Raw genomic sequence first — 19,845 nt, 5'->3', positions numbered from 1 at the left:
GGCACAGGCACTGCTGATGTTGATCACCGGCCCTTCACAACCCAGGTCGTCGGCGATTACCCGCGCCAGACGGTCATTGCTCTGACGCAGCGAGCCATCGGCATTCACTTGCCCGGCCCGCGACATCAGGTACGACCAGCTCGGGGCGCCACCATTCGGGGCTTCAGTCAGCAGCATGTCGGCGAGCATGTGCTGCGGTGCTCCCGAGGCACACAGCACCGCCGCGCCACGCAACTGTTCTGGCTGCAAGCCGCTGTCACCGACGGCCTGCGTGGCAGCCACCCAGCCAAACCGGCTGCGCTTTTCCAGCGGCATCGTCCAGGCCGGATGGCTGTGCAGTTTTTCCGGCAACAGGCGCATGTCGACAGGCGCTGCATAACGCACCGCGAACGACGCCTCTTGCACGTCGTCCGGCTGCCATGGCCGCACGCAATGTTCGGCGCCGAGCATTTTTTCCCAGAGGGTCTGCCATTCGAAACCGAAACCGGTGACGGCGCCCAGGCCGGTGATCACAATCCGTGTCGCACTCATGCGTGCTTCTCCATGGTTTCACTGGCCAACAGCAATGCGCCCCAGTGACCGGCGCGAGTGTGGCTGACAAGCAATGTGTAGCCCGGCGTCGCCGCGGCTTCACGGCTGAGGTGCAGTGTCAGTGCGACTTCTGTCAGCAAGCCGCTGGCGCCCAGTTCACCGGTCATGGCGCGGGTACTGCGAATCTCGCGCGGGAAAGCTTCGAGCAACTTCATCACGTGCCCGTCAGCGCAATTGCCGACGATATGCTCGACGTCGCCGACCCGCAGTTTCTCCACACTCAGCACCTGGTCGATCACACGCCGACCCACTGCCACAGACCGTTGCGCATCGGTGCTGTAACCGCGGGCAAATCCGGCAATGCGCACGGCGTGTGCCGCACCCGGCGGGGGTGTCGAGGCCAGCAACAGCGCAGCGGCGCCCTCACCGAAAATCGGTTCGCTCGCCGGGTCGGGCTCGCGCAGGTACAGGGCCGGCGTCAGGTTCGGACTGCTGCTGACCACCAACGCGGCGTCGGCATGCCGCTCGCCGATCTGCTGGCAGGCTTCGATCAGCGCATCCAGCCCGGCGTTGTCCTGGGAACAAAATCCGCCCATTGGCCCGTGGCAATGGAGCGCTTCGGCCACATACGCCATGACGCTGCTGTTGAGCAGGGTCAGCGCATGCAGGGGCGGTGTGTTGGCCAACAATTGGCTGAGTTGTTTGTGTGGCTGTTCGATGATCGCCTGCACCGCATCCCAGCAAGGACTCGGCGCATCGACTTCGGGAATGGCCGCTGTCAGGGCAATGCGTGACGCGGGCAATTGCAGCGCCGCGAGTGCTGGCGCCAGCCCTGCGGCGCAATGCAACAGGCGCAAGCCCTGCGGTTCGACGCTGCGCTGGATCTTGCGATCAAACAGGTCACTGGCCAGTCGCGGCGTCGGCAAGGCAAACGCCTGACGCTGTGCGTCAAAGGCCAGCGGTTGCGCCGCGCAGGGTGTGCCGAGCAAGTCAGCACATTCACTGCCCGCCACATTCAGCACCGCAGCGGCATTGAGATAGATGGCTCGGTTCATGTCATGCCCTCCCCAGAACCAGCGAGCTGTTGATGCCGCCGAAGCCGAACGAGTTGGACATCACCACGCTGATCGGCTGTCGCACCGGCTCGCTCAAGAACCTCAGCGAAGGGTATTCGGCACGCTCGGGGTCGTAATTCAGGGTGGGCAACAGCACACCGTCACGCAGGCTCATCAGCGACAGCACTGCTTCGATCGCGCCACTGCCGGCCAGCGAATGACCGATGGCGGACTTGTTGGCGGTGAAGGTCATGAAGTCCTGGCAGCCGCCGAACAGACGCTGCAACGCCAACGCTTCACAACTGTCATTGGCCTGCGTGGAGGTACCGTGGGTGTTGACGTGTTGCACGGCGCTGCGCAGCAGCCCGGCGTCTTCGATTGCTGCTTCCATGCATTCCTCGTATTTGCTGCCGTCGCGACTGCTCGAGGTCATTTTCTGCGCCTCGCAGACATTCGCGTAACCCAACACCCGGCCCAGTGGCGCAGCCTTGCGCCGCTGCGCGTGTTCAGCGGATTCGAGAATGACCATCGCCGAACCTTCGCTGAGGACAAAACCGCTACGGTCGGGCATGAACGGGCGGCTCTGTTCGCTCGCCGGCAAGTCGGCCTGACAGAGCGCGCCGAGGCTATTGAACATGTAATAAGGCAGTTCGTTGGCCATCAGTTCGACGGCGCCGCAGATAGCCAGATCGATCTCGCCGCGCTCGATGGCCCGGTAAGCACTGCCGATGGCCACGGTGCCGGCGGCACAGGCATCGGAATGGGTCGAGATGTGATCGCGGATGCCGAGCCGATCGGCCAGGTGTTGCGTCTGTTGATCGACCCGCCGGATGAAAGTCGCGCTGGACGCTGCCGGACTGTCCAGCAGACGGTCGAGGTCGACGCGTCCGGCCTTATCCATGCAACGGCTGAGCCGCTGCAGATCGTGGCTGTCGGCACAGTACTTGTTGGCCCCCAGAAACAGACCGCTGCGACTGTGGGCAAAGTCTGCCGGCGTCAGGCCAGCGTGCTCCAGTGCCTGCCGGGCGACGTATTCGGCCAGCACACTTTGCCGAGGGTGCAGCGCGGCGTTGCCGCCGAAACCGGCCGCGATCCGCTGCCACTGCGTATCGTCGATAAATCCGGCGGCGCTGTTGTTGAATCCCAGCGCTTTGAACCGCGGATGTTCGCGGACACAGGATTGCTTCCGGCAAATCCGCTCGAACAACGTGGCAGCGTCCAGCGCCATGGGCGCCACCAGACCGAACCCGCTCACATAGACCTCTCGTGCCCGCATGAGAACTCCTACACCGCTTCTTTGATGTGAGTGGCGACGAACTGCTCAACCAATTGACGGGACACTTCATCGCCATCCGCCGGCACCAGACGCGCACTGCACGCGCCGCAGACCACTTGTTGGCGCTCGTTCAGAACCGCTTGGTGAGCGTTGCAATCCGGGCACGCTGCCGGCAGGTAGTTGAAGAGATTGCGGCACTGGTTGGCCCAGTTACGCACGGTGGTCGCGGCGAACACCTGAGCCGGTTGCATGCCCGCCTTCAGTTGATCCGGGGTGTAGGCACTCAGGCTTTGCTCAAGCAGGCGCTTGCCGCTTTCGGTAATGCGACCGTTGGCGAGAAACTCGCTGGCATCACCGCAAACCGCCACCGCATGGTCGAGCACGCTGGTTTTCGGCAGTGTGCAGCCATATTGGCGGCCCAGCTGGAAGCTCAGGTCGACAATGTCCAGCGAGTCGGCACCGAGGTCTTCGACGATGCTGCTGTTTTCTTCGATGTCATTCGCATCCATCACCAACAGCTGTGCGAGGATTTCGCGAGTGCTGGCAACGACATGTTCCAAGTCCAATGGATTGTTCATTTCTATCTCCCTATATGTCGTGACTACTTCATGAATTCGACTTATGAAAAGTAACTTTTCCCACGGCAACTTCTCACGCGGCGGGAATCTAAACTCTGCCCTTAAGGGGAGAGTCAACGAACTATTCAAGGTTTTTTTACAACTCGAAAAAAGTCTGCAAAAGCCCACTGACACCGCACCTCCTTGGTGCGATGAACGACTTATTTACTTAACAAAGACGGGGTATGCTGGGCGCCCGCGCTATCAGGCAGGCTGACTATCGAAGGCAACTAAGGACGCAACGGAACAGACGTACTAAAAGTAAAAACCAGACAAGTAAAATAGTTATAACTTCATAACCTTTGTTTTAGATCCGTACTCCCGTTAATTGATTTTTCTGGAAGGTTTACGCCTCCATCCGTAAAACCTGGCAGCGTTTATGGATATCTGCATGTCGAGCACAGACATCTGGGCAGAAGCACGGCGCTATAGGGTGCAGCTTCCGTTTGATCGCCTTGTCTGGAGCCGACACATGACCGCCCCTATCACCGTTCTACGCGACACCCATCCGCTGCCGGTACTCGATGCCTGCAAATGGGAAAAACTCGAAGGCGACCCGCACACCGTCAACCTCAACGCCTACACCAGCGAAGACGGCAGCAAGATCATGGGCACGTGGATCTGCACACCGGGCAAGTGGCGCGTCGATTATGTGAAGTGGGAGTACTGCCATTTCCAGGAAGGCTACTGCGTGATTACCCCGGACGGCATGGCGCCGATTCATCTGCGTGCTGGCGATATCTTCGTGGTTGAGCCGGGCATGAAAGGCACGTGGGAAGTGGTCGAGACCGTGCGTAAATATTTCGTGTTCGCCTGATGCAAAAAAGCCGGGAGATCACCCGACGTGATTTCCCGGCAAACAATGTCTGATATACGCAATCCTCCTGTGGCAGCGAGCCTGCTCGCGAAAGCGCACGGTCAGTCACTTCCTTGTTGAAGCAACCGCCGTCATCGCGAGCAGGCTCGCTCCCACAGTTTGTTCAGCGCTGCCCTTCAATGGCAGGCTTGCGATAGCTGTTGATGATCGCCGAGAAATCTTTCCCGCCGTCACCGCGCTGGCTCATCGCCTGATACAACTGCTGCGCCACCGCGCCGAGCACCACCGGTTGGTGCGCCTGACGCGCCGCTTCTGTGGCCAGGCCCAGATCCTTGAGCATCAACTCGGCACCGAAACCGCCGGTATAACCACGCGAAGCCGGCGCCGTTTCGACGATCCCCGGCCACGGGTTGTACATCTCCGAACTCCAACAGCGCCCGGTCGAGCTGTTGATGATCCCGGCCAGCACCGAGGTGTCGATGCCCAGCGCATCGCCCAGCGCCATCGCCTCGCTGACGCCGACCATCGAAATCGCCAGCAGCAGGTTATTGCAAATCTTGGCGATCTGCCCGGTGCCGACTTCACCGCAATGCACGATGTTGCGGCCCATCTGCGCCAGCACCGGTTGCAGCGTGGCAAACAGTTCCGGGGTGGCGCCGACCATGAAGGTCAGCGTGCCGGCGGTCGCACCGCCCGTGCCGCCGGACACTGGCGCATCGGCCATGGCCACACCCTGTTTCGCTGCAGCGGCCGCTACATCACGGGCAGTCTGCGGATCGATGGTGCTGCAATCCACCGCTGGCACACCTTGGCGAATGCCAGCCAGCACACCGTCCTCACCGAGCCAGACACTGCGCACATGCACAGCGGCCGGCAGCATGGTGATCACCAGTTCGGCGTCTTCGGCGGCTTCACGGGCCGAGGCACGAATGCTGCCGCCCAGTTGTTCCAGTTCCGCCAGCACGGTTTTGTTCAGGTCGACCAGGTTCAGCGAATGGCCAGCCTTGATCAGGTTGCGCGCCATCGGCGCGCCCATGTTGCCCAGACCGATAAATGCGATTTTCATGGTCGATTCCTCAGCGCAGGTTGATGGTGGTGTTCACGCCATCGTTGACGCTATCGTCATCGAACCAGCGCGCCGTGACCGTTTTGGTCTGCGTGTAGAACTGCACCACTTGCTTGCCGTACGGGCCGAGGTCGCCGAGTTTCGAACCGCGCGAACCGGTGAAGCTGAAGAACGGCACCGGCACTGGAATCGGGATGTTGATGCCGACCTGACCGACGTCGATTTCAGTCTGGAATTTACGCGCCGCCGCACCGCTCTGGGTGAACAGGCCCGTGCCGTTGCCGAACGGGTTGGCGTTGACCAGCGCAATCGCCTGATCGAGGGTGTCGACTTCCAGCACCACCAGCACCGGGCCGAAGATTTCCTGGGTGTAGATCTGCATGTCGGTGGTCACGCCCGAGAACAGGGTCGGGCCGACAAAGTTGCCTTGCTCGTAGCCCGGCACCTTGATGTCGCGACCGTCCAGTTCAAGCTTGGCGCCTTCCTTGATGCCGCTTTCGATCAGGTCGAGAATTCGCGCCTTGGCTTTTTTCGAGATCACCGGACCAACATCGGTGCCCGGCTCATTACCGGCGTTGACGGTAAGTTTCTGCGCCAGCGCTTTCAGATCCGGCAGCCATTGTTTCGCCGCACCGACCAGCACCACCACCGAGGTGGCCATGCAACGCTGCCCGGCCGCACCGAAACCGGCACCGACCAAGGCATTCAACGCTTGCTCGCGGTTGGCATCGGCCAGCACCACGGCGTGGTTTTTCGCGCCCATCATCGATTGCACGCGTTTGCCGTGTTTGCCGGCCAAGTCGTAAACGTGGGTGCCAACGGCGGTCGAACCGACGAAGGACACCGCTTTGATGTCCTTGTGCGTGCACAGGCCATCGACCACGTCCTTACCGCCATGAACCACGTTCAACACGCCCGCCGGTACACCGGCCTCAATGGCCAACTCCACCAGCAACATGGTCGACAGCGGATCCTGTTCGGACGGTTTCAGGACGAACGTGTTGCCGCAGGCGATGGCCATCGGGAACATCCACAGCGGAATCATCGCCGGGAAGTTGAACGGGGTGATGCCGGCGCACACGCCGATCGGCTGACGCAGGGTGTAGGTATCGACGCCGCCAGCGACGTTTTCAGCGAACTCACCCATCTGCAGAGTGCCGATCGAGCAAGCGTGTTCAACCACTTCCAGCCCCCGAAAAATGTCACCCTCGGCGTCGGCAATGGTTTTGCCCTGCTCGGCACTCAGGACGACGGCAATACGTTTGGAGTGCTCGCGGATCAACGCTTGCAGCTTGAGCATGATGCGCATCCGCGCGCCGATCGGGGTCAGTTTCCAGGTCTGGAAGGCACGCTGGGCGGCGCTGACGGCAGCATCGACTTCAGCGGCGGTGGCAAACGGCACTTTGGCCAGCACTTGCTGGGTCGCCGGGTTGACGATGTCGTGCCATTCGGTGGTCTGCGACTCGACCCATTCGCCGTCGATCAGCAGTTTGACCTTCTGCAGCGTGGTGTCGTTGGGCGTAAGCGATGCGTTCATGCTGGTCTCCGAAACTTGTTTTTATCGTAGGAGCCAAGGCGAAAGGTTCGCCTTGAGATGAGGCGTGTGTGACGAATTGGTTGTCGGACTGTTTTTGGAGTATAGATGTGCAAACTTCTAATAAGAACGCACATATAAGCCCGTCCATCATGCAAAAAAACATCACCTCTCTAGGTTCGCTGAACTGGGACGACCTCAAATTTTTCCTCGAAGTCGCCCGCACCCGCAAGGCCAGCACCGCGGCCAAACGGCTGGCTGTCGACTACACCACGGTGTCGCGACGGATCAGTTCGCTGGAAGCGGCATTGGGTACTTTGCTGTTCGAGAAGTCGCGGACCAGCGGCTTCGTCCTGACCACCGAAGGCCAGCGTTTGCTCGGTTATGCCGAGTCCATCGAAAGCACATTGCACATGGCCTGCGAGCAGGTTTCAGGTTCCGGTGTGGCACTCTCCGGGCATGTGCGCATGGGTTGCACCGAAGGCTTCGGCAGTTTTTTCATCACCCCGCAGCTAAGCCATTTCGTCGACGCCTACCCGGCGATCTCGGTGGACATCCTGCCGCTGCCGCACTTCATCAGCCTGTCCAAGCGCGAAGCCGACATCGTCATTGCCCTCGAACGCCCGGAGCACGGTCCGTACGTGTGCTGCAAACTCTGCGACTACCGCCTGCAGCTCTACGCGACCCAGGACTATCTGGACAAACACCCACCGATCCGCCGCCCGGCGGACTTGGGCAAGCATCAATTCATCAGTTATGTGGATGACCTGGCGTTCAGCTCGGAGCTGCTTTACCTGGCGAACGTGTTGCCCGGTGCCAGCGCAAGTTTGCGCAGCACCAGCGTGATCGCGCAATTCGTCGCCGCGCAGCAAGGGCGCTCGCTGGCGATTCTGCCGTGCTTCCTCGCCGCACAGGACCCGCGCCTGCTGCCGGTGTTGCCGGAGGAAATCGACATCACCCGGCAGTTCTGGATGTACTGCCGGGAGGATCTGAGGAAGCTGAAGCGGATCACCCTGTTGTGGGATTACATCCGCGAAGTGACCGAGCGTAATCAGGATCTGTTGATGGGCAAGACCCGCGACATGCAGTTCGCCGACTAGTCGGCGCTGACCACAATCGACACCCGGCGGTTTTCCGTGCGCCCCGCTGCGGTGTCGTTGGACGCCACCGGCTCTTTGCTGCCGAGCCCCTGCAACTGAATGTTCTCTTGCTTCATGCCGACCGTACCCAGAACGTTGGCGACACTTTTCGCACGGCGCAGGGACAGTTGCTGGTTGTAGGTTTCCTTGCCAGACGCGTCGGTGTGGCCATCAACTCGCACGCGCTCGATGCCGACACCCAGCAGGGCTTTGCCGATGCGTTCGACGATCTCGGTGCTTTGCGTATTCAGGCTTTCGACGTCGCTGCCAAACAGCACTTTCCCGGACAGGCCAAACTCCCAGCCCTCGTCGGTCAGTTCAAAGCCCTGTTGTTTGAGGACCGCGACTTGCGCTGGGGTCAGGCCTTTTTGCGGCGCAGTCTGGCATCCGGTCAGGGCCAGTACGGCTATCAACAGCACAGCGTAAAAAGATCGAATGGACAGTGTGAACACGAAAGTCAGCTCCTGGTTTGAACGGAATCGGCCGGGTGCTCCGCCCCGGCCGTGAATTGAGCGCCGCGCGACAGACGCTTGGCTTGATACATCGCCGCATCGGCGGCATCGAGCAAGGCTCCCGGCGTGGCGCCATGATCGGGGAAAACCGCAATGCCGATACTGAGCGAGGTCACGACACTGGTATCGCCCGGCAGCGCGATGGGCATGTCCATGCTGGCGAGGATCTTGTCGGCAATGCGTTCGGCATCTTCGACCTTGTGCAGCGGCGTGAGCAGAACAGCGAACTCGTCACCGCCCAGCCGCGCCACCAGATCCTCTTCGCGCAACTGCGCGCGAATGCGATTGGCCACGGCGACCAGCACCGCATCTCCGGCGGCGTGGCCGAAGTTGTCGTTGATGCCTTTGAAGCGGTCACTGTCGAGAAACAGCACGGCAACGCGCTCATTGTGTTTGCCGGCATTGCGCAAAGCGCGGATCAGCCGTCCTTCGAAAAAGGCTCGGTTCGGCAGACCGGTCAGGCTGTCGTGACTGGCCTGATGGGCGAGGGTTTCGTTTTCGTTTTGCAGATGGGTTTGCCACGACTCCAACTCGTCGAGCAGGGCGTTGAAGTCATTGCCGAGGTTGTCCAGCTCAGCGATCTGCGCCGGTGGTACGCGGCGGTCCAGCGCTCGTTCGCTGCGTGCGGCGTGGGCCACATTGGCAAGACTGCGCAGGGGCCCCGTGATCGCGCGCAACTGGCGACGCGCCAGGTAGAGCGCCACCCAGGCGCTGATCGCGGTGCAGAGGATGATCCCCGCCAGACCGCTGAGCAGAAAGCGCATCAGGCTGCCACCATGGCCGGTGAGCAGCACGCGACCGATTTCACGGTCCTGATGCTCGATCGGCAGGCTGATGGGTTTTTCCAGGATGGCGCGGGTAATCTGCATTTCCAGCTCAGAGAACAAGCCGTTTTCCGGGCGTTGCCAATGCGCGAGCAGTTGTCCCTGGCTGTCCAGCACCTGGGCGTCAGCGACCTCTTCGGAGGAAGCAATCAGCGCCAGCGATTCGTTGGCGGCGGTCTTGTCGTTGAACACCACTGCGGCTTCCACGGTGTAGCTGATCGAACGGGCGATCAAGTGCAGGTTGTGATCGGCGTACACCCGTAATGCCAGTACGCCGAGCAATGTCAGCGAAACACTGGCCATCGCCACACCCACCAGCGCGACCGTCAAATGCCCTCGGCCAATGACCGAACCCAGCGTTGGGCGACTATTCGATCTGAACAGGTTCATGGTGCCGCCGGTTTGCGACGTGACAATTGCAGCACGCTGGGGTGAATGCGCACGCCGCTGCGGGCAACGGAGTCGAGATTGACCTCGAAGGACACTTGCTCATCGCCAACGCGCAGACAGAACAGGCTGCCGACCGTGCATTGATCGCCACCTTCGCTGATGCTCAGGACTGGATGACCAATCAGCGAAGCGAACAAGCGAGTGCGTTCATCCGCCGTAAGTTTGCCGATGTACACCGCATCGCATTCGCTGACGATTGCCGGGTTGTCGGCCAGCAGGCGACGTACGGTGACCGGCCGGCCGGTGGCTTGCGTGGTGCCTTTGACCAGGTCATCGGTGTATTCGGTCGGGCCGACGATGCACAGGCGCAATTGCGCCGGTTCCACCGGCCAGCGGGCGTAGCTGAGAATGCCGAGAACCACCTGCGTGACAGATTTGGCCCGTTGTTCGGCCATGCCCGTCGACGCCTGCGCCTGCGCGACAGCCGCGCCCGTCAACAACCAGAGCAGACCGACAAGCAACGCGTGCTTGCAGACAACTACGCGCTCTGTCGCCCAGACAGACACCTTCATGCAGGGATTCTCTTGGATCGTAGCGAAATGATGCCGCAACGATAGCACAGCGGTGAAACGCCAGCGAGACAGCGACCTCTGACCGACTGGTCAGTAATCGCCGCTATTCGTCGTGATTTTTCATCCCTGAGGCGCGGCCCCCTCCTCCAGTTCCAGCATCAGTCCGCTCAGGCGTTTGACCTTGCGCTGTACCGCCTCCTCAAACACGCCTGCCCGGGACTCGATCAGGGTGAACCAATGCTTGGCACGGGTGATGCCGGTGTAGATCAGTTCTTTGGTCAGCACCGGATTCAAGGCGTCGGGCAGGATCAGCGCCGTATGGGCAAACTCCGAGCCTTGAGACTTGTGCACCGTCATGGCGTAGACGGTTTCGACGTCATTGAGCCGGCTTGGCAATACGAAGCGCACGCCGCCCTGACCATCGTTGCGGGGGAACGCCACACGCAACACCGGTTTGCCGGCATCAGGTCCTTCGCGCTCGGGCAACTTGAGGGCGATCCCGATATCGCCGTTCATCAAGCCCAGACCGTAATCATTGCGAGTCATCAGGACTGGCCGGCCTTCGTACCATTGCTGGTCGTTTTCGATCAGACGTGCCTTGAGCAGCGCGGCGGTGATGCGTTGATTCAGACCTTCGACGCCCCACGGCCCTTTGCGCACGGCGCACAGCAACTGGAAGGTGTCGAACGCCTGCAAGACTTCGCGGGCCCAAATGACCCAGTCCGGATGTTCGAGTGGCCGGCCCGAGGGTGGACGCTGATCACGCAGCACGCTCAGATAATGGCGATAGCCTTGCGGGCCGTCGCCATGCCCCTCAAGCAACAGGCGCTCGAGCTTGTGATCGTGTTCGCCCTTGAGCGGCAGCGAATACACATCGTCATAGTGCCCGGCCGTGAGCAACTGACGCGCTTCATCCGGCAGCTGTTGATTGACCCGACGCGCGAGCTGACCGATGCCGCTGCCCTCACCGAAGCGCCGGGAGTGACGCAGCATGACCACTTGCTGGGCCAGCGGGTGGGTGCCATCGACGTCCTCGTGCAAGCCACTGTCCTGCAGCGACTCACCGCTGACCGACTCCAGCCACTGTCGGGTCTGCGGGCTGTACCAGCCACTCTCGGCGTCACGGCACAAATCCCCCAACACGGCACCGGCCTCAACAGAGGCCAATTGGTCCTTGTCGCCGAGTAATACCAGCCGAGCATGGGCTGGCAGGGCATCAAGAAGATTGGCCATCATTTCCAGGTCGATCATCGAAGCTTCGTCGACCACCAGCACATCCAATGGCAGGCGATTGCCGGCGTGGTGACGGAAGTGTCGGGTGCCGGGACGACTGCCTAACAGGCGGTGCACGGTGGTGACGTCGCAAGGGATCTTCGCCCGCACCTCTTGCGTCACCTTCAGCGATTGCACTTGCTGGCTGATGGACTCGGTCAACCGCGCCGCAGCCTTGCCCGTCGGTGCCGCCAGGCGAATCCGCAGCGGGTGTCCAGTGGCGACTGCGGGCGCTTGAAGCAGGGCCAGCAAACGCACCACCGTGGTGGTTTTGCCGGTCCCCGGACCACCGGTGACGATGCTGAAGGCACCACGAGTGGCGATGGCACAGGCAAGTTTCTGCCAGTCGATCACCTCAGCGGTTTTCGCTGGTCCGAATAGTTCGTTCAAGCGCTGCGGCAGATCCTCCGGCGTCGGCTCGACCTGCTGCAGACGCTGGCGCAACGCCGTATCGATGCGCCGTTCGTAGGCCCAGTAGCGTCGTAGATACAAGCGTTTTCCCGACAATACCAACGGACGTTGTTGTGCGGAATCGCTGGTATCCGCCGCCAATGCAATCAGAGCGCTGCCCGCCAGCACCTTGCACCAGTGAGCACCATCGAGCGCCTCGAGCAATTGTGAAGGCAGCAATAACACACCACCTTGCACGTCCCCTTCGGGCGGCAGCGAAAGCGCGAAGTCGGGAGCTTTCAGGGTTTCGTACAGATCAAGACAGACGTGACCGTGGCCAAGTTGATGACTGGTCAAGGCCGCAGCGAGCAACACCAGCGGATCCGTGTCGCGCTCGAGTTCGTGAAGGAACGCGACGAATGCCTTATCCAGCGCACGCAGCCAGCCACGCTCGACCCAACGTGTCAGCAATACCAACAAATCATCGGCGCTGGTCAGCGGTGAAAGCCTGGACAGACTATCGGCAGCGAGCGGTGTGGGTAGCAAATCGGCAAAGGTGCGGCTCATAGCAGGACTCCCTGTTCCCAGGCGGGTTCGGTCTTGGGCTCGGGTTTTCCTTGAAACATTCGGTCGAGACGCTCGATCAGCTCACGGGGCGGACGTACAAAATAGACACCGCGACTGTCGGCGCGAGTACCGCGCAGAAACAGATACAACGCCCCGCCGACATGCCGGTCGTAGTCATAATCAGGTAGTCGGGCCTTGAGTTGGCGGTGCAACGCCAGCAGGTACAACACGTATTGCAGGTCATAGCGGTTGTCGAGGATCGACTGTTCCATGGCCTGCTCGGTGTAGGCCAGATCATCCACGCCGAGCCAGTTGGATTTGTAGTCAGCCACGTAGTAACGGCCATTGTGTTCAAAGGTCAGGTCGATAAAGCCTTTGAACATACCGTTGAGTTGCACCGGTTCCGCAGCCACGCGGGCCACGCCCCTGTGAGTGTGCTGACGCACCAGTTCGTCGAGTTTGAGGACGTCGACTTTATGGCTGGCGAACCAGAATTCCATCTCGACCCGGTATTGCTTCAGTTGCTCCAGAACAACAGGCAACTGCCCGCTTGCAACTGGCAGTGGCGACTTGAGCAGATGCTGCAGCCAATCACTCAAGGTGGTGATCCAGCCTTCCCAGCCACGCAAATTGCAACGCCGGGCAATCGCATCGTCCAGCGCCTCGCGGGTAACGGCAAAGCCGTCATCACCGGCCCATTCCAGCAAACCGTGGAGAAACGTTCCCGGATTGGGGCCGCGCGGAAAGCGGTGGATATCGGCACCACCGGCAATGATTTCCCGTGGAGCATCAGGGTCGAGCCGCTCATCATCAAACAGCTTTTGCGCTTGCGGGCTGTCCGGTGCCTCATCGCTGCCGACACTCAACACGTCACTGATGCGTAATGCGCTGTAGGAGGCGATCCACCAGTTCTCGCTGGCCTTGCGCTTGGGCAACAGCGTGGGACTCAGCACAGCGTCATTGTTTGGCGGCTGGTAATGCTCATCGGTAGGTAGCGGCGTTTCCCCGGTGCTGATGGCCGGGCAATCTTGTTGCAGGTCTTGCAGCCAGCGTTTCAGTTCGCTGGACTCGCCCAAAGAAGCGCCACCGCCGAGCAAATAACCCAGCGCCGAAAGGTGCAGCACCGAACTGTTGTTATTACCTCGTTTGAGATCCGTCACGCCCAACCAGCAGGCGTGCTGCGCGCGGGTCAGGGCAACGTAGAGCAGGCGCAGGTCTTCGGCCAGACGTTCGTCGTCCGCTTGCGCAATCAGTTCGGTGGTTGGCTTGAGGCTTATCTGGGCCTTCCCCGCGCTGTCGTGGTAATGCAGTGGCAAGCGACTGCCATCCACGGGTTTCGCCGAACAAATGAACGGCAAGAACACCAAGGGATATTCCAGGCCCTTGGACTTGTGGATGGTCACGACTTTGACCAGTTGCTCGTCACTCTCCAGACGCAGAATCTGCTCTTCACCGGTCTGACCGGACAGGGCCAGCAGTTCGCCGAGATGGCGGATCAGTGCTTGTTCGCCGTCCAGCTCCGCAGCTGCTTGCTGCATCAATTCCGACAGATGCAAAAGGTTGGTCAGCACGCGCTCGCCATCCGTGCGCGTCATCAAGGTTTGCGGCAGGTGGAAGTCGTGCAGCAGGCGTCGCAACATCGGCAGCACGCCTTGCTTGCGCCATAGCTCGCGATAGCCACGGAACTGCATGACACGGGTTTCCCAGACCAACTCGTCCTGGTTCAGACGCTCCAGCTCGGCCAATGGCAGGTTCAGGGTGATACAGGCCAGCGCTGCTTTCAGGGAACGTTCGACATCCGGTTCGGCACAGGCCTTGAGCCAGGACAACAGGTCACGAGCCTCTTGCGCCGCGAATACCGAGTCCTTGTCCGACAGATAAACACTGCGTACGCCTCGGCTGGCGAGTTCACCACGTACGGCCTGGGCTTCTTTGCCGTCGCGCACGAGAATCGCAATGTCGGACGGCTTCAGACCTCTGAAGTCTTTGCCGTCCTGAACAAACCCCGCGCTAGTGTTTTGCCCGCCATTGAGCAGCGCAGTAATTTCGCTGGCACATGCCGCTGCCAATTGCTGCCGATAGACCACGCCCGACAGTGGCTGGTCAGTGGGTAAATGCCAGACATTCAGGGCCGCGACATCTTGTCCGGCAACCTGCAGGCGCTCTTTGCGGCCTTGAGATTCCACGGGCAGGAACGGCACTGGGTTGTCGCCGTTTTTCTCACGGAACAAAAACGCGCCGCGTCCCTGCGCACGGGACTCGGCGCGCTCGAATACATGATTGACTGCGTTGACCATGCCGTGGCTGGAGCGGAAGTTGGTGCCCAGCGTATGTAGCCGGCCAGTGGCGGCCTGCCGTGCGCGCAGGTAGGTGTAGATGTCTGCGCCGCGGAAAGCGTAAATCGCCTGTTTCGGATCACCGATCAGAAACAGGCCGGTGTCAGGGCTGTTGTCTTCGATGCGATAGATACTTTCGAAGATGCGGTACTGCACCGGGTCGGTGTCCTGAAACTCATCGATCAGCGCGACCGGGAACTGCTCGCGAATCAACGTCGCAAGACGTTCGCCGCCATCCGACTGCAAAGCGGCATCCAGGCGCAACAGCATGTCGTCGAAACCCATCTCGGCGCGACGCCGCTTCTCTTCTTCGAAGCGTGCACCTACCCACTTAGCGGCATGTTGAAGCACAGCGGCATCGGGGCTAGGCAATGCGTCGAGGCTCAATTTGAGTTTCGGCATGGCGTCCAGTCCCGGATGGCTCGGGGCCTGACCTTTCCACGCTTCGGCCATGCCGTCGGGGGTCAGTCGGGTGAAACCGGTGCCGATATCCAGTTGCTCCAGGGACTCGTCTTCGGCCCATGCCTTGAGCTTTTCAAACCAGGGTTCGAAGTAACGCGCCTGCATCTTGCGCCCGTCGACGGACTTGCTCGCAACACCTTGATGGCAGATGGCGAGCAATTCGTCTGCCCACTGACGCCATGGCATTTTCAGTTCGATCAGCGCTGCACGGCGTTCTTGCAGGCATTCATCGATCAGCTCTGCGGGAGCCTTTCCTTCGTCGCTGTCACGCTCACTGGCGAACAGGCCACGCACGCGAGGCAACAAGGCCGCCGGCCCGCCCCAGTTGCTACGCACCCAATTCAAGGCGTCGCCCTGCATCGGGTAACAGAACAGCCGCCAGTAATCGCGCAACACTTCGCCGAGCAAGTCGCTGTGATCAGTTTCCAGGGATTGAGTGAACAAGCTGCCGCTGTCGAACGCGTGCTCACGCAACATGCGCTGACACCAACTGTGGATGGTCGAAACAGCGGCTTCGTCCATCCATTGTGCGGCGACATCGAGGCGGTTGGCACAACCGGGCCACTGTTGAGCGTCGAACTGATCACGCAACTCGGCGATCAGTCCGTCGGGTGCCGGCGTCTCGTCGCGAAAGAATCGAGCCGCCTCAGCCAGGCGTGTACGTATACGCTCACGCAGTTCTTTGGTTGCGGCATCGGTGAAGGTCACCACGAGAACCTGAGGCGGCAGTAATTCGCGGCCGAATCCGCTCGACTCGTCACCGTGCCCCAAGATAAGCCGCAGGTAGAGCGCAGAAATCGTGAAGGTTTTACCGGTACCGGCACTGGCTTCGATCAACTGACTGCCCTGTAACGGAAAGGCCAGTGCGAGAGGGGTCTTGGTACTCATGCGCGAGCCCCTTCAGTGGACAGTGATCGCCAGGGCGCTTCAAACAGAGGGCGGTACAAGGCGTCACACCAACCAGAGAACGTCTCGTCGGCAAGCAATGCCTCGAAATCGGCAAACTGACGTGACAACGCCGGGCTCTCGCGGCGCTCACCTTCGTTGGTCTGCCCGTCACCTTCATAGGCTTTACGTGCAGCCGCTTCGGCCTTCATCGGGTCGGTCTGAGAGAGCCACGCAAAAGCAGTTTTTACTGCGATCGGCAGTGGTTGCCGCATGCCCGCCTGCCAGGCGAGGAGCAAATCGCCAAGGAAACGTATCGCCCGTGCTGGTTCCATGGGTTCAAGTAACAACGTGTCGTCACTGGCTACCATTGCGCTGCTCAAGGGAAGTCCACTGGCGCAAGCCACCAGATGATTGATCCACGGTTTGGTCAGGCGATGCCATTTGCGGCTTTTGATCGAGCCAATGCTGTTGGGAATAGTGGTGACCGACAACAGTCCCCCGTCGGCACGCTGATGCAAACCCGCAAGCCATCCTTCCAGACGCAAACCCTGCAGTTCAAGGTTGACCGGCATGGCGCTGCTCAAAGGGGTCGGCCAGAGCGTCAGCAGTTGTTGATAACGCTGTAGCAAATCCGGCAAAGGTTCGATCAGCTCACGTTGCAGGCACTCGCCGAACCCGGCCATTGGTAGCAGACCGCTGTTCTGCAGACGTCGGGCTTGGGCAGTCAGCGCCTGATCGACATTGTCCGGCTGCCTGAGTGCGGCTTCGAGCAGACTGTCGCTGAGTGTGTAGCGCTGCAATGCGTCCAGTACGAAGGGTTCCTCGTCGGCCAGCGGTGCTTCGGCGGCCTCGAAATACACTTTGAGGCGTTGGCTGAAAAAATGCCGAACCGGGTTGCGCAAAAAGTCCTGCAACAACGCGAGGCTCAACGGTTCCTCTTGCACATAAGGGCTGAGTAACTGTGCTTCGTTTTGAGATTCGTGCTGTTGATGCAGAACCTGCCATTCGCTGGCATAGCTGAAGAGTTGATCGCCTTCATGGAAATAGCGCGCACTGAACGGCTGCAGCGGGTGCTCTTGCGTCATGGCACTCAGCAGATCGCGGTTTTCATCGAGCAATCGCCAACCGCTGGCGAGGTGATCGCGCAACTGGCCGATCAACACGGAGGCCGGTCGCTCACTGTTATCGCGGATGCTGCGGCCGACCCAACTGATATAGAGCTGATGACGTGCAGACAACAGTGCCTCGAGCAAAAGATAACGGTCGTCTTCACGCCGCGAGCGATCTCCCGGACGGTAATCGCTGCCCATGAGGTCAAAGTCCAGCGGCGGCTGTGCGCGGGGATAGTCGCCGTCGTTCATCCCCAGCAGGCAGACCAGTTTGAATGGAATGGCGCGCATGGGCATCAGCGTACAAAAGTTCACGGCACCGGCCAGAAAGCGCTGAGACAGACGCCCTTGGTCCAGACCGGCGAGCCAGGCTTCGCGAACGACTGTCAGTGGTAGCTCATCCGTCAGACCTACAGCCTCACACGTTTCCAGCCAGGTTTCGCGAAGTTCTTCGAGTTGGGTCAACAAGTAGTCGTCATGCTCGTTGCTGGCTTTGAAGAACAGTTGCATCAGCGCTTGCAATCGATATGCCCACTCCTTGGGCTGAGCGGGTTGGGTGAGCTGCTGATGAGCAAGTTCCAAAGCGTCGAGCAAGGCTACCAACGGCCCGATCAGTGCGGCGTCAAGTCCACCGATTTCATCATAAGGCTCAATCCCTTCACACGCGTTGGCGCTGCCGACGGCATAGCCCAGAAGCATGCGGCGCAGACCGAAATGCCAGCTGTTTTGCTCGAGTTCGTCGGGTAAACCCAGGCCCGCGCGCTGCTCGGCATTCATGCCCCAACGCACGCCCGCGCCTTCTATCCAGCGGTGCAGCGTTGGCAGGGCGCGCTCCTCAACAGCAAAACGCGCGCGAAGTGCGGGCACATCGAGCAGGTCGAGGATTTCACTGACCGGAAAACGACTGTCGGGAAGCTTTAGCAGGTGCTCGACCGCTATCAGCAGTGGATCACGACCACGTTGCCCCTGATCGGCCAATGTGAAGGGGATGAACCGCGAATCATGGCGATCAAGCTGACCAAATACCGCGCGGATATGCGGTGCATAGCTATCGACGTCAGGCACCATCACGATCACGTCGCGTGGGCGCAGATCAGGGTTGGCGCTGAAGCGTGCCAAGAGTTGGTCGTGCAGTATTTCAACTTCACGTTGAGCGCTGTGGGCAATATGAAAACGGATCGACTCGTCCTGTGCCAGATCGACAGCAGGCCAATGTTCGCGAGTCTCGTTGAGTGGGCGCAACTCCAGGATATCGTCCTGAAGTTGATTGAGCAGGTTGCGCGGCTGCGTGTCGCTGAAAAGATCTATGCGACCATCGCGAAAAGCCGCCCGATAGCTATTGGGATCATCGTAACTGTCGAGCAGGTTGATGTAGTCGCGGCCTTGTTTGCCCCATGCAGCCAAAAGCGGATGGGCGTGTTGATGCAGTGCATCAGGGTCCAGCACTGCGGGCATTCCAGTCTTGCGCGATTGCCGCTTGTATTGATGCCGCAGCAGATCCTTGTCGGCGACAATATCGGCCCAGTGGTGGCGGCACGGGTTGTGAACACACAGGAGGACCTGACTGAAACGCGCAAGGCCAGCCAGTGCTTCAAGCACCTGGGCTGGCAGCGAAGAAATACCGAAAACGATTACCCGCGAAGGCAATCCGGCAGGCGCATCGGCAAGATTGTTGATGCGCTCGATAAACCGTTGGTGAACGCCGGCACGACTCTGTGCCATACCCTGTTCCCCCACGTCATCCAGCAGCGCACGCCACAGCTCTGCCTGCCAGCAACTGGTCGGGGGCAGTGGTTTTACTTCTCCCCTGACGCTGCGCAACTGATGTCGACCTTCGGCCCAGTCCTCCAGCCAGTCGGCCCGGTACACCTGATATTGGTCGAACAGATCCGCCAAGCGTTCGGACAATTGATAACGCTTGCGCAGGTCGGTGTCATGGGTAAGGAAACGTTGCAACGGCTCGAAATGCGGGCGATCAATGACCTGGGGGAGCAGGCGCATCAGACGCCAGGTCAGCGGGGCTTTATCGAGCAGGGATTTGGGAGGAATCTCATCTCGGCCCAGTACCATGCGGTACAGCTGCCACATGAAACTGCCCGGCAGTTGCACATCAATCGCTGCGGCAATACCGCAACCGCCAAGGTCGTCTTCCTCAGGGTCTTCGGCCAAGGCCAGTTTGAGCCATTGGGCAATACCGTTGCTCTGTACCAGCGCTATTTCGTTTTCCAGGGGCGCCAGTGGATAACGCCGCATGATGCTGATCACAAGGCTGCGCAGTTCGTCCAGGCTGTTGCTCTGAACCACCATGAATGCAGCGTTGAGGGACTGAGCGTCCGGCATAAAGGTTTCCTTGGAAAAGTACAAAAGCCAGGGCAGAACCTTAGCATTGTCGGCAGGTTGTGACAGCCGGACGGCGTCCGTGAATGCTGTAAGAACTTTCCTGCGGGCAAAACAAAACCCCAACTGCTTTCGCAATTGGGGTTTCGGA

14 protein-coding genes are annotated in these 19,845 nt (G+C 60.3%); 2 read left to right on the top strand and 12 right to left on the bottom strand.

Annotated features, from left to right (window positions below):
- From ACWR1S_RS28980 to ACWR1S_RS28965, 4 genes are all read right to left on the bottom strand, one after another.
- On the bottom strand, positions 1–531 hold a 531-nt coding region (locus ACWR1S_RS28980; protein WP_454565900.1), incomplete at its 3' end, for a beta-ketoacyl synthase N-terminal-like domain-containing protein.
- Positions 528–1,586, bottom strand: coding sequence for a beta-ketoacyl synthase (locus ACWR1S_RS28975; protein ID WP_454565899.1), 1,059 nt, complete (start codon positions 1,584–1,586; stop codon positions 528–530). The genes ACWR1S_RS28975 and ACWR1S_RS28980, both read right to left, overlap by 4 nt.
- A 1-nt stretch (position 1,587) precedes the next feature.
- The gene (locus ACWR1S_RS28970; protein WP_454565898.1) at positions 1,588–2,862 is read right to left on the bottom strand and encodes a beta-ketoacyl-[acyl-carrier-protein] synthase family protein; all 1,275 of its coding nucleotides are present in this window, start codon (positions 2,860–2,862) and stop codon (positions 1,588–1,590) included.
- A gap of 8 nt (positions 2,863–2,870) precedes the next feature.
- Positions 2,871–3,440: an acyl carrier protein gene (locus ACWR1S_RS28965; protein WP_454565897.1), complete on the bottom strand. Its 570-nt coding sequence runs from the start codon at positions 3,438–3,440 to the stop codon at positions 2,871–2,873.
- A gap of 511 nt (positions 3,441–3,951) precedes the next feature.
- Between ACWR1S_RS28965 and ACWR1S_RS28960 the strand changes: the two genes are divergently transcribed.
- Complete coding sequence (locus ACWR1S_RS28960; protein WP_003177747.1) at positions 3,952–4,296, top strand: cupin domain-containing protein; 345 nt, start codon at positions 3,952–3,954, stop codon at positions 4,294–4,296.
- A 163-nt stretch (positions 4,297–4,459) separates the two neighbouring features.
- On the opposite strand, the gene mmsB is transcribed toward ACWR1S_RS28960, so the two are convergent.
- Positions 4,460–5,362 (bottom strand): 3-hydroxyisobutyrate dehydrogenase, encoded by a 903-nt coding sequence (gene mmsB / locus ACWR1S_RS28955; protein ID WP_110718951.1) that lies wholly within the window; start codon positions 5,360–5,362, stop codon positions 4,460–4,462.
- 10 nt (positions 5,363–5,372) lie between these two features.
- Entirely contained in the window at positions 5,373–6,899 is a 1,527-nt protein-coding gene (locus tag ACWR1S_RS28950; protein ID WP_095051045.1) for a CoA-acylating methylmalonate-semialdehyde dehydrogenase, read from the bottom strand.
- A gap of 149 nt (positions 6,900–7,048) precedes the next feature.
- On the opposite strand from ACWR1S_RS28950, the gene ACWR1S_RS28945 reads away from it, so the two are divergent.
- Positions 7,049–7,996 (top strand): LysR family transcriptional regulator, encoded by a 948-nt coding sequence (locus ACWR1S_RS28945; RefSeq protein WP_454565901.1) that lies wholly within the window; start codon positions 7,049–7,051, stop codon positions 7,994–7,996.
- Here the strand turns inward: ACWR1S_RS28945 and ACWR1S_RS28940 are convergent.
- The 6 genes from ACWR1S_RS28940 to recC form a co-directional block, all read right to left on the bottom strand.
- Entirely contained in the window at positions 7,993–8,487 is a 495-nt protein-coding gene (locus tag ACWR1S_RS28940) for an OmpA family protein (protein WP_454565896.1), read from the bottom strand. The genes ACWR1S_RS28945 and ACWR1S_RS28940 overlap by 4 nt on opposite strands.
- A gap of 5 nt (positions 8,488–8,492) precedes the next feature.
- Complete coding sequence (locus tag ACWR1S_RS28935) at positions 8,493–9,761, bottom strand: diguanylate cyclase domain-containing protein (protein WP_454565895.1); 1,269 nt, start codon at positions 9,759–9,761, stop codon at positions 8,493–8,495.
- Positions 9,758–10,333 carry a YfiR family protein gene (locus ACWR1S_RS28930; RefSeq protein ID WP_454565894.1) on the bottom strand — a complete coding sequence of 192 codons (576 nt, stop codon included), beginning with the start codon at positions 10,331–10,333 and terminating at the stop codon, positions 9,758–9,760. The genes ACWR1S_RS28935 and ACWR1S_RS28930 overlap by 4 nt, the downstream gene beginning before the upstream one ends.
- 120 nt (positions 10,334–10,453) lie before the next feature.
- Positions 10,454–12,562 (bottom strand): exodeoxyribonuclease V subunit alpha, encoded by a 2,109-nt coding sequence (gene recD, locus ACWR1S_RS28925; RefSeq protein ID WP_454565893.1) that lies wholly within the window; start codon positions 12,560–12,562, stop codon positions 10,454–10,456.
- Positions 12,559–16,248, bottom strand: coding sequence for an exodeoxyribonuclease V subunit beta (gene recB, locus ACWR1S_RS28920; RefSeq protein ID WP_454565892.1), 3,690 nt, complete (start codon positions 16,246–16,248; stop codon positions 12,559–12,561). The genes recD and recB overlap by 4 nt, the downstream gene beginning before the upstream one ends.
- Positions 16,245–19,697 carry an exodeoxyribonuclease V subunit gamma gene (gene recC / locus ACWR1S_RS28915; protein ID WP_454565891.1) on the bottom strand — a complete coding sequence of 1,151 codons (3,453 nt, stop codon included), beginning with the start codon at positions 19,695–19,697 and terminating at the stop codon, positions 16,245–16,247. The genes recB and recC overlap by 4 nt, the downstream gene beginning before the upstream one ends.
- Between the last annotated feature and the right edge of the window lie 148 nt (positions 19,698–19,845).

It is taken from the genome of Pseudomonas sp. AIG, from assembly GCF_977020205.1.
Note: the sequence above shows the minus strand (reverse complement) of the source record. Positions and strands in the feature narration are given on the sequence as shown.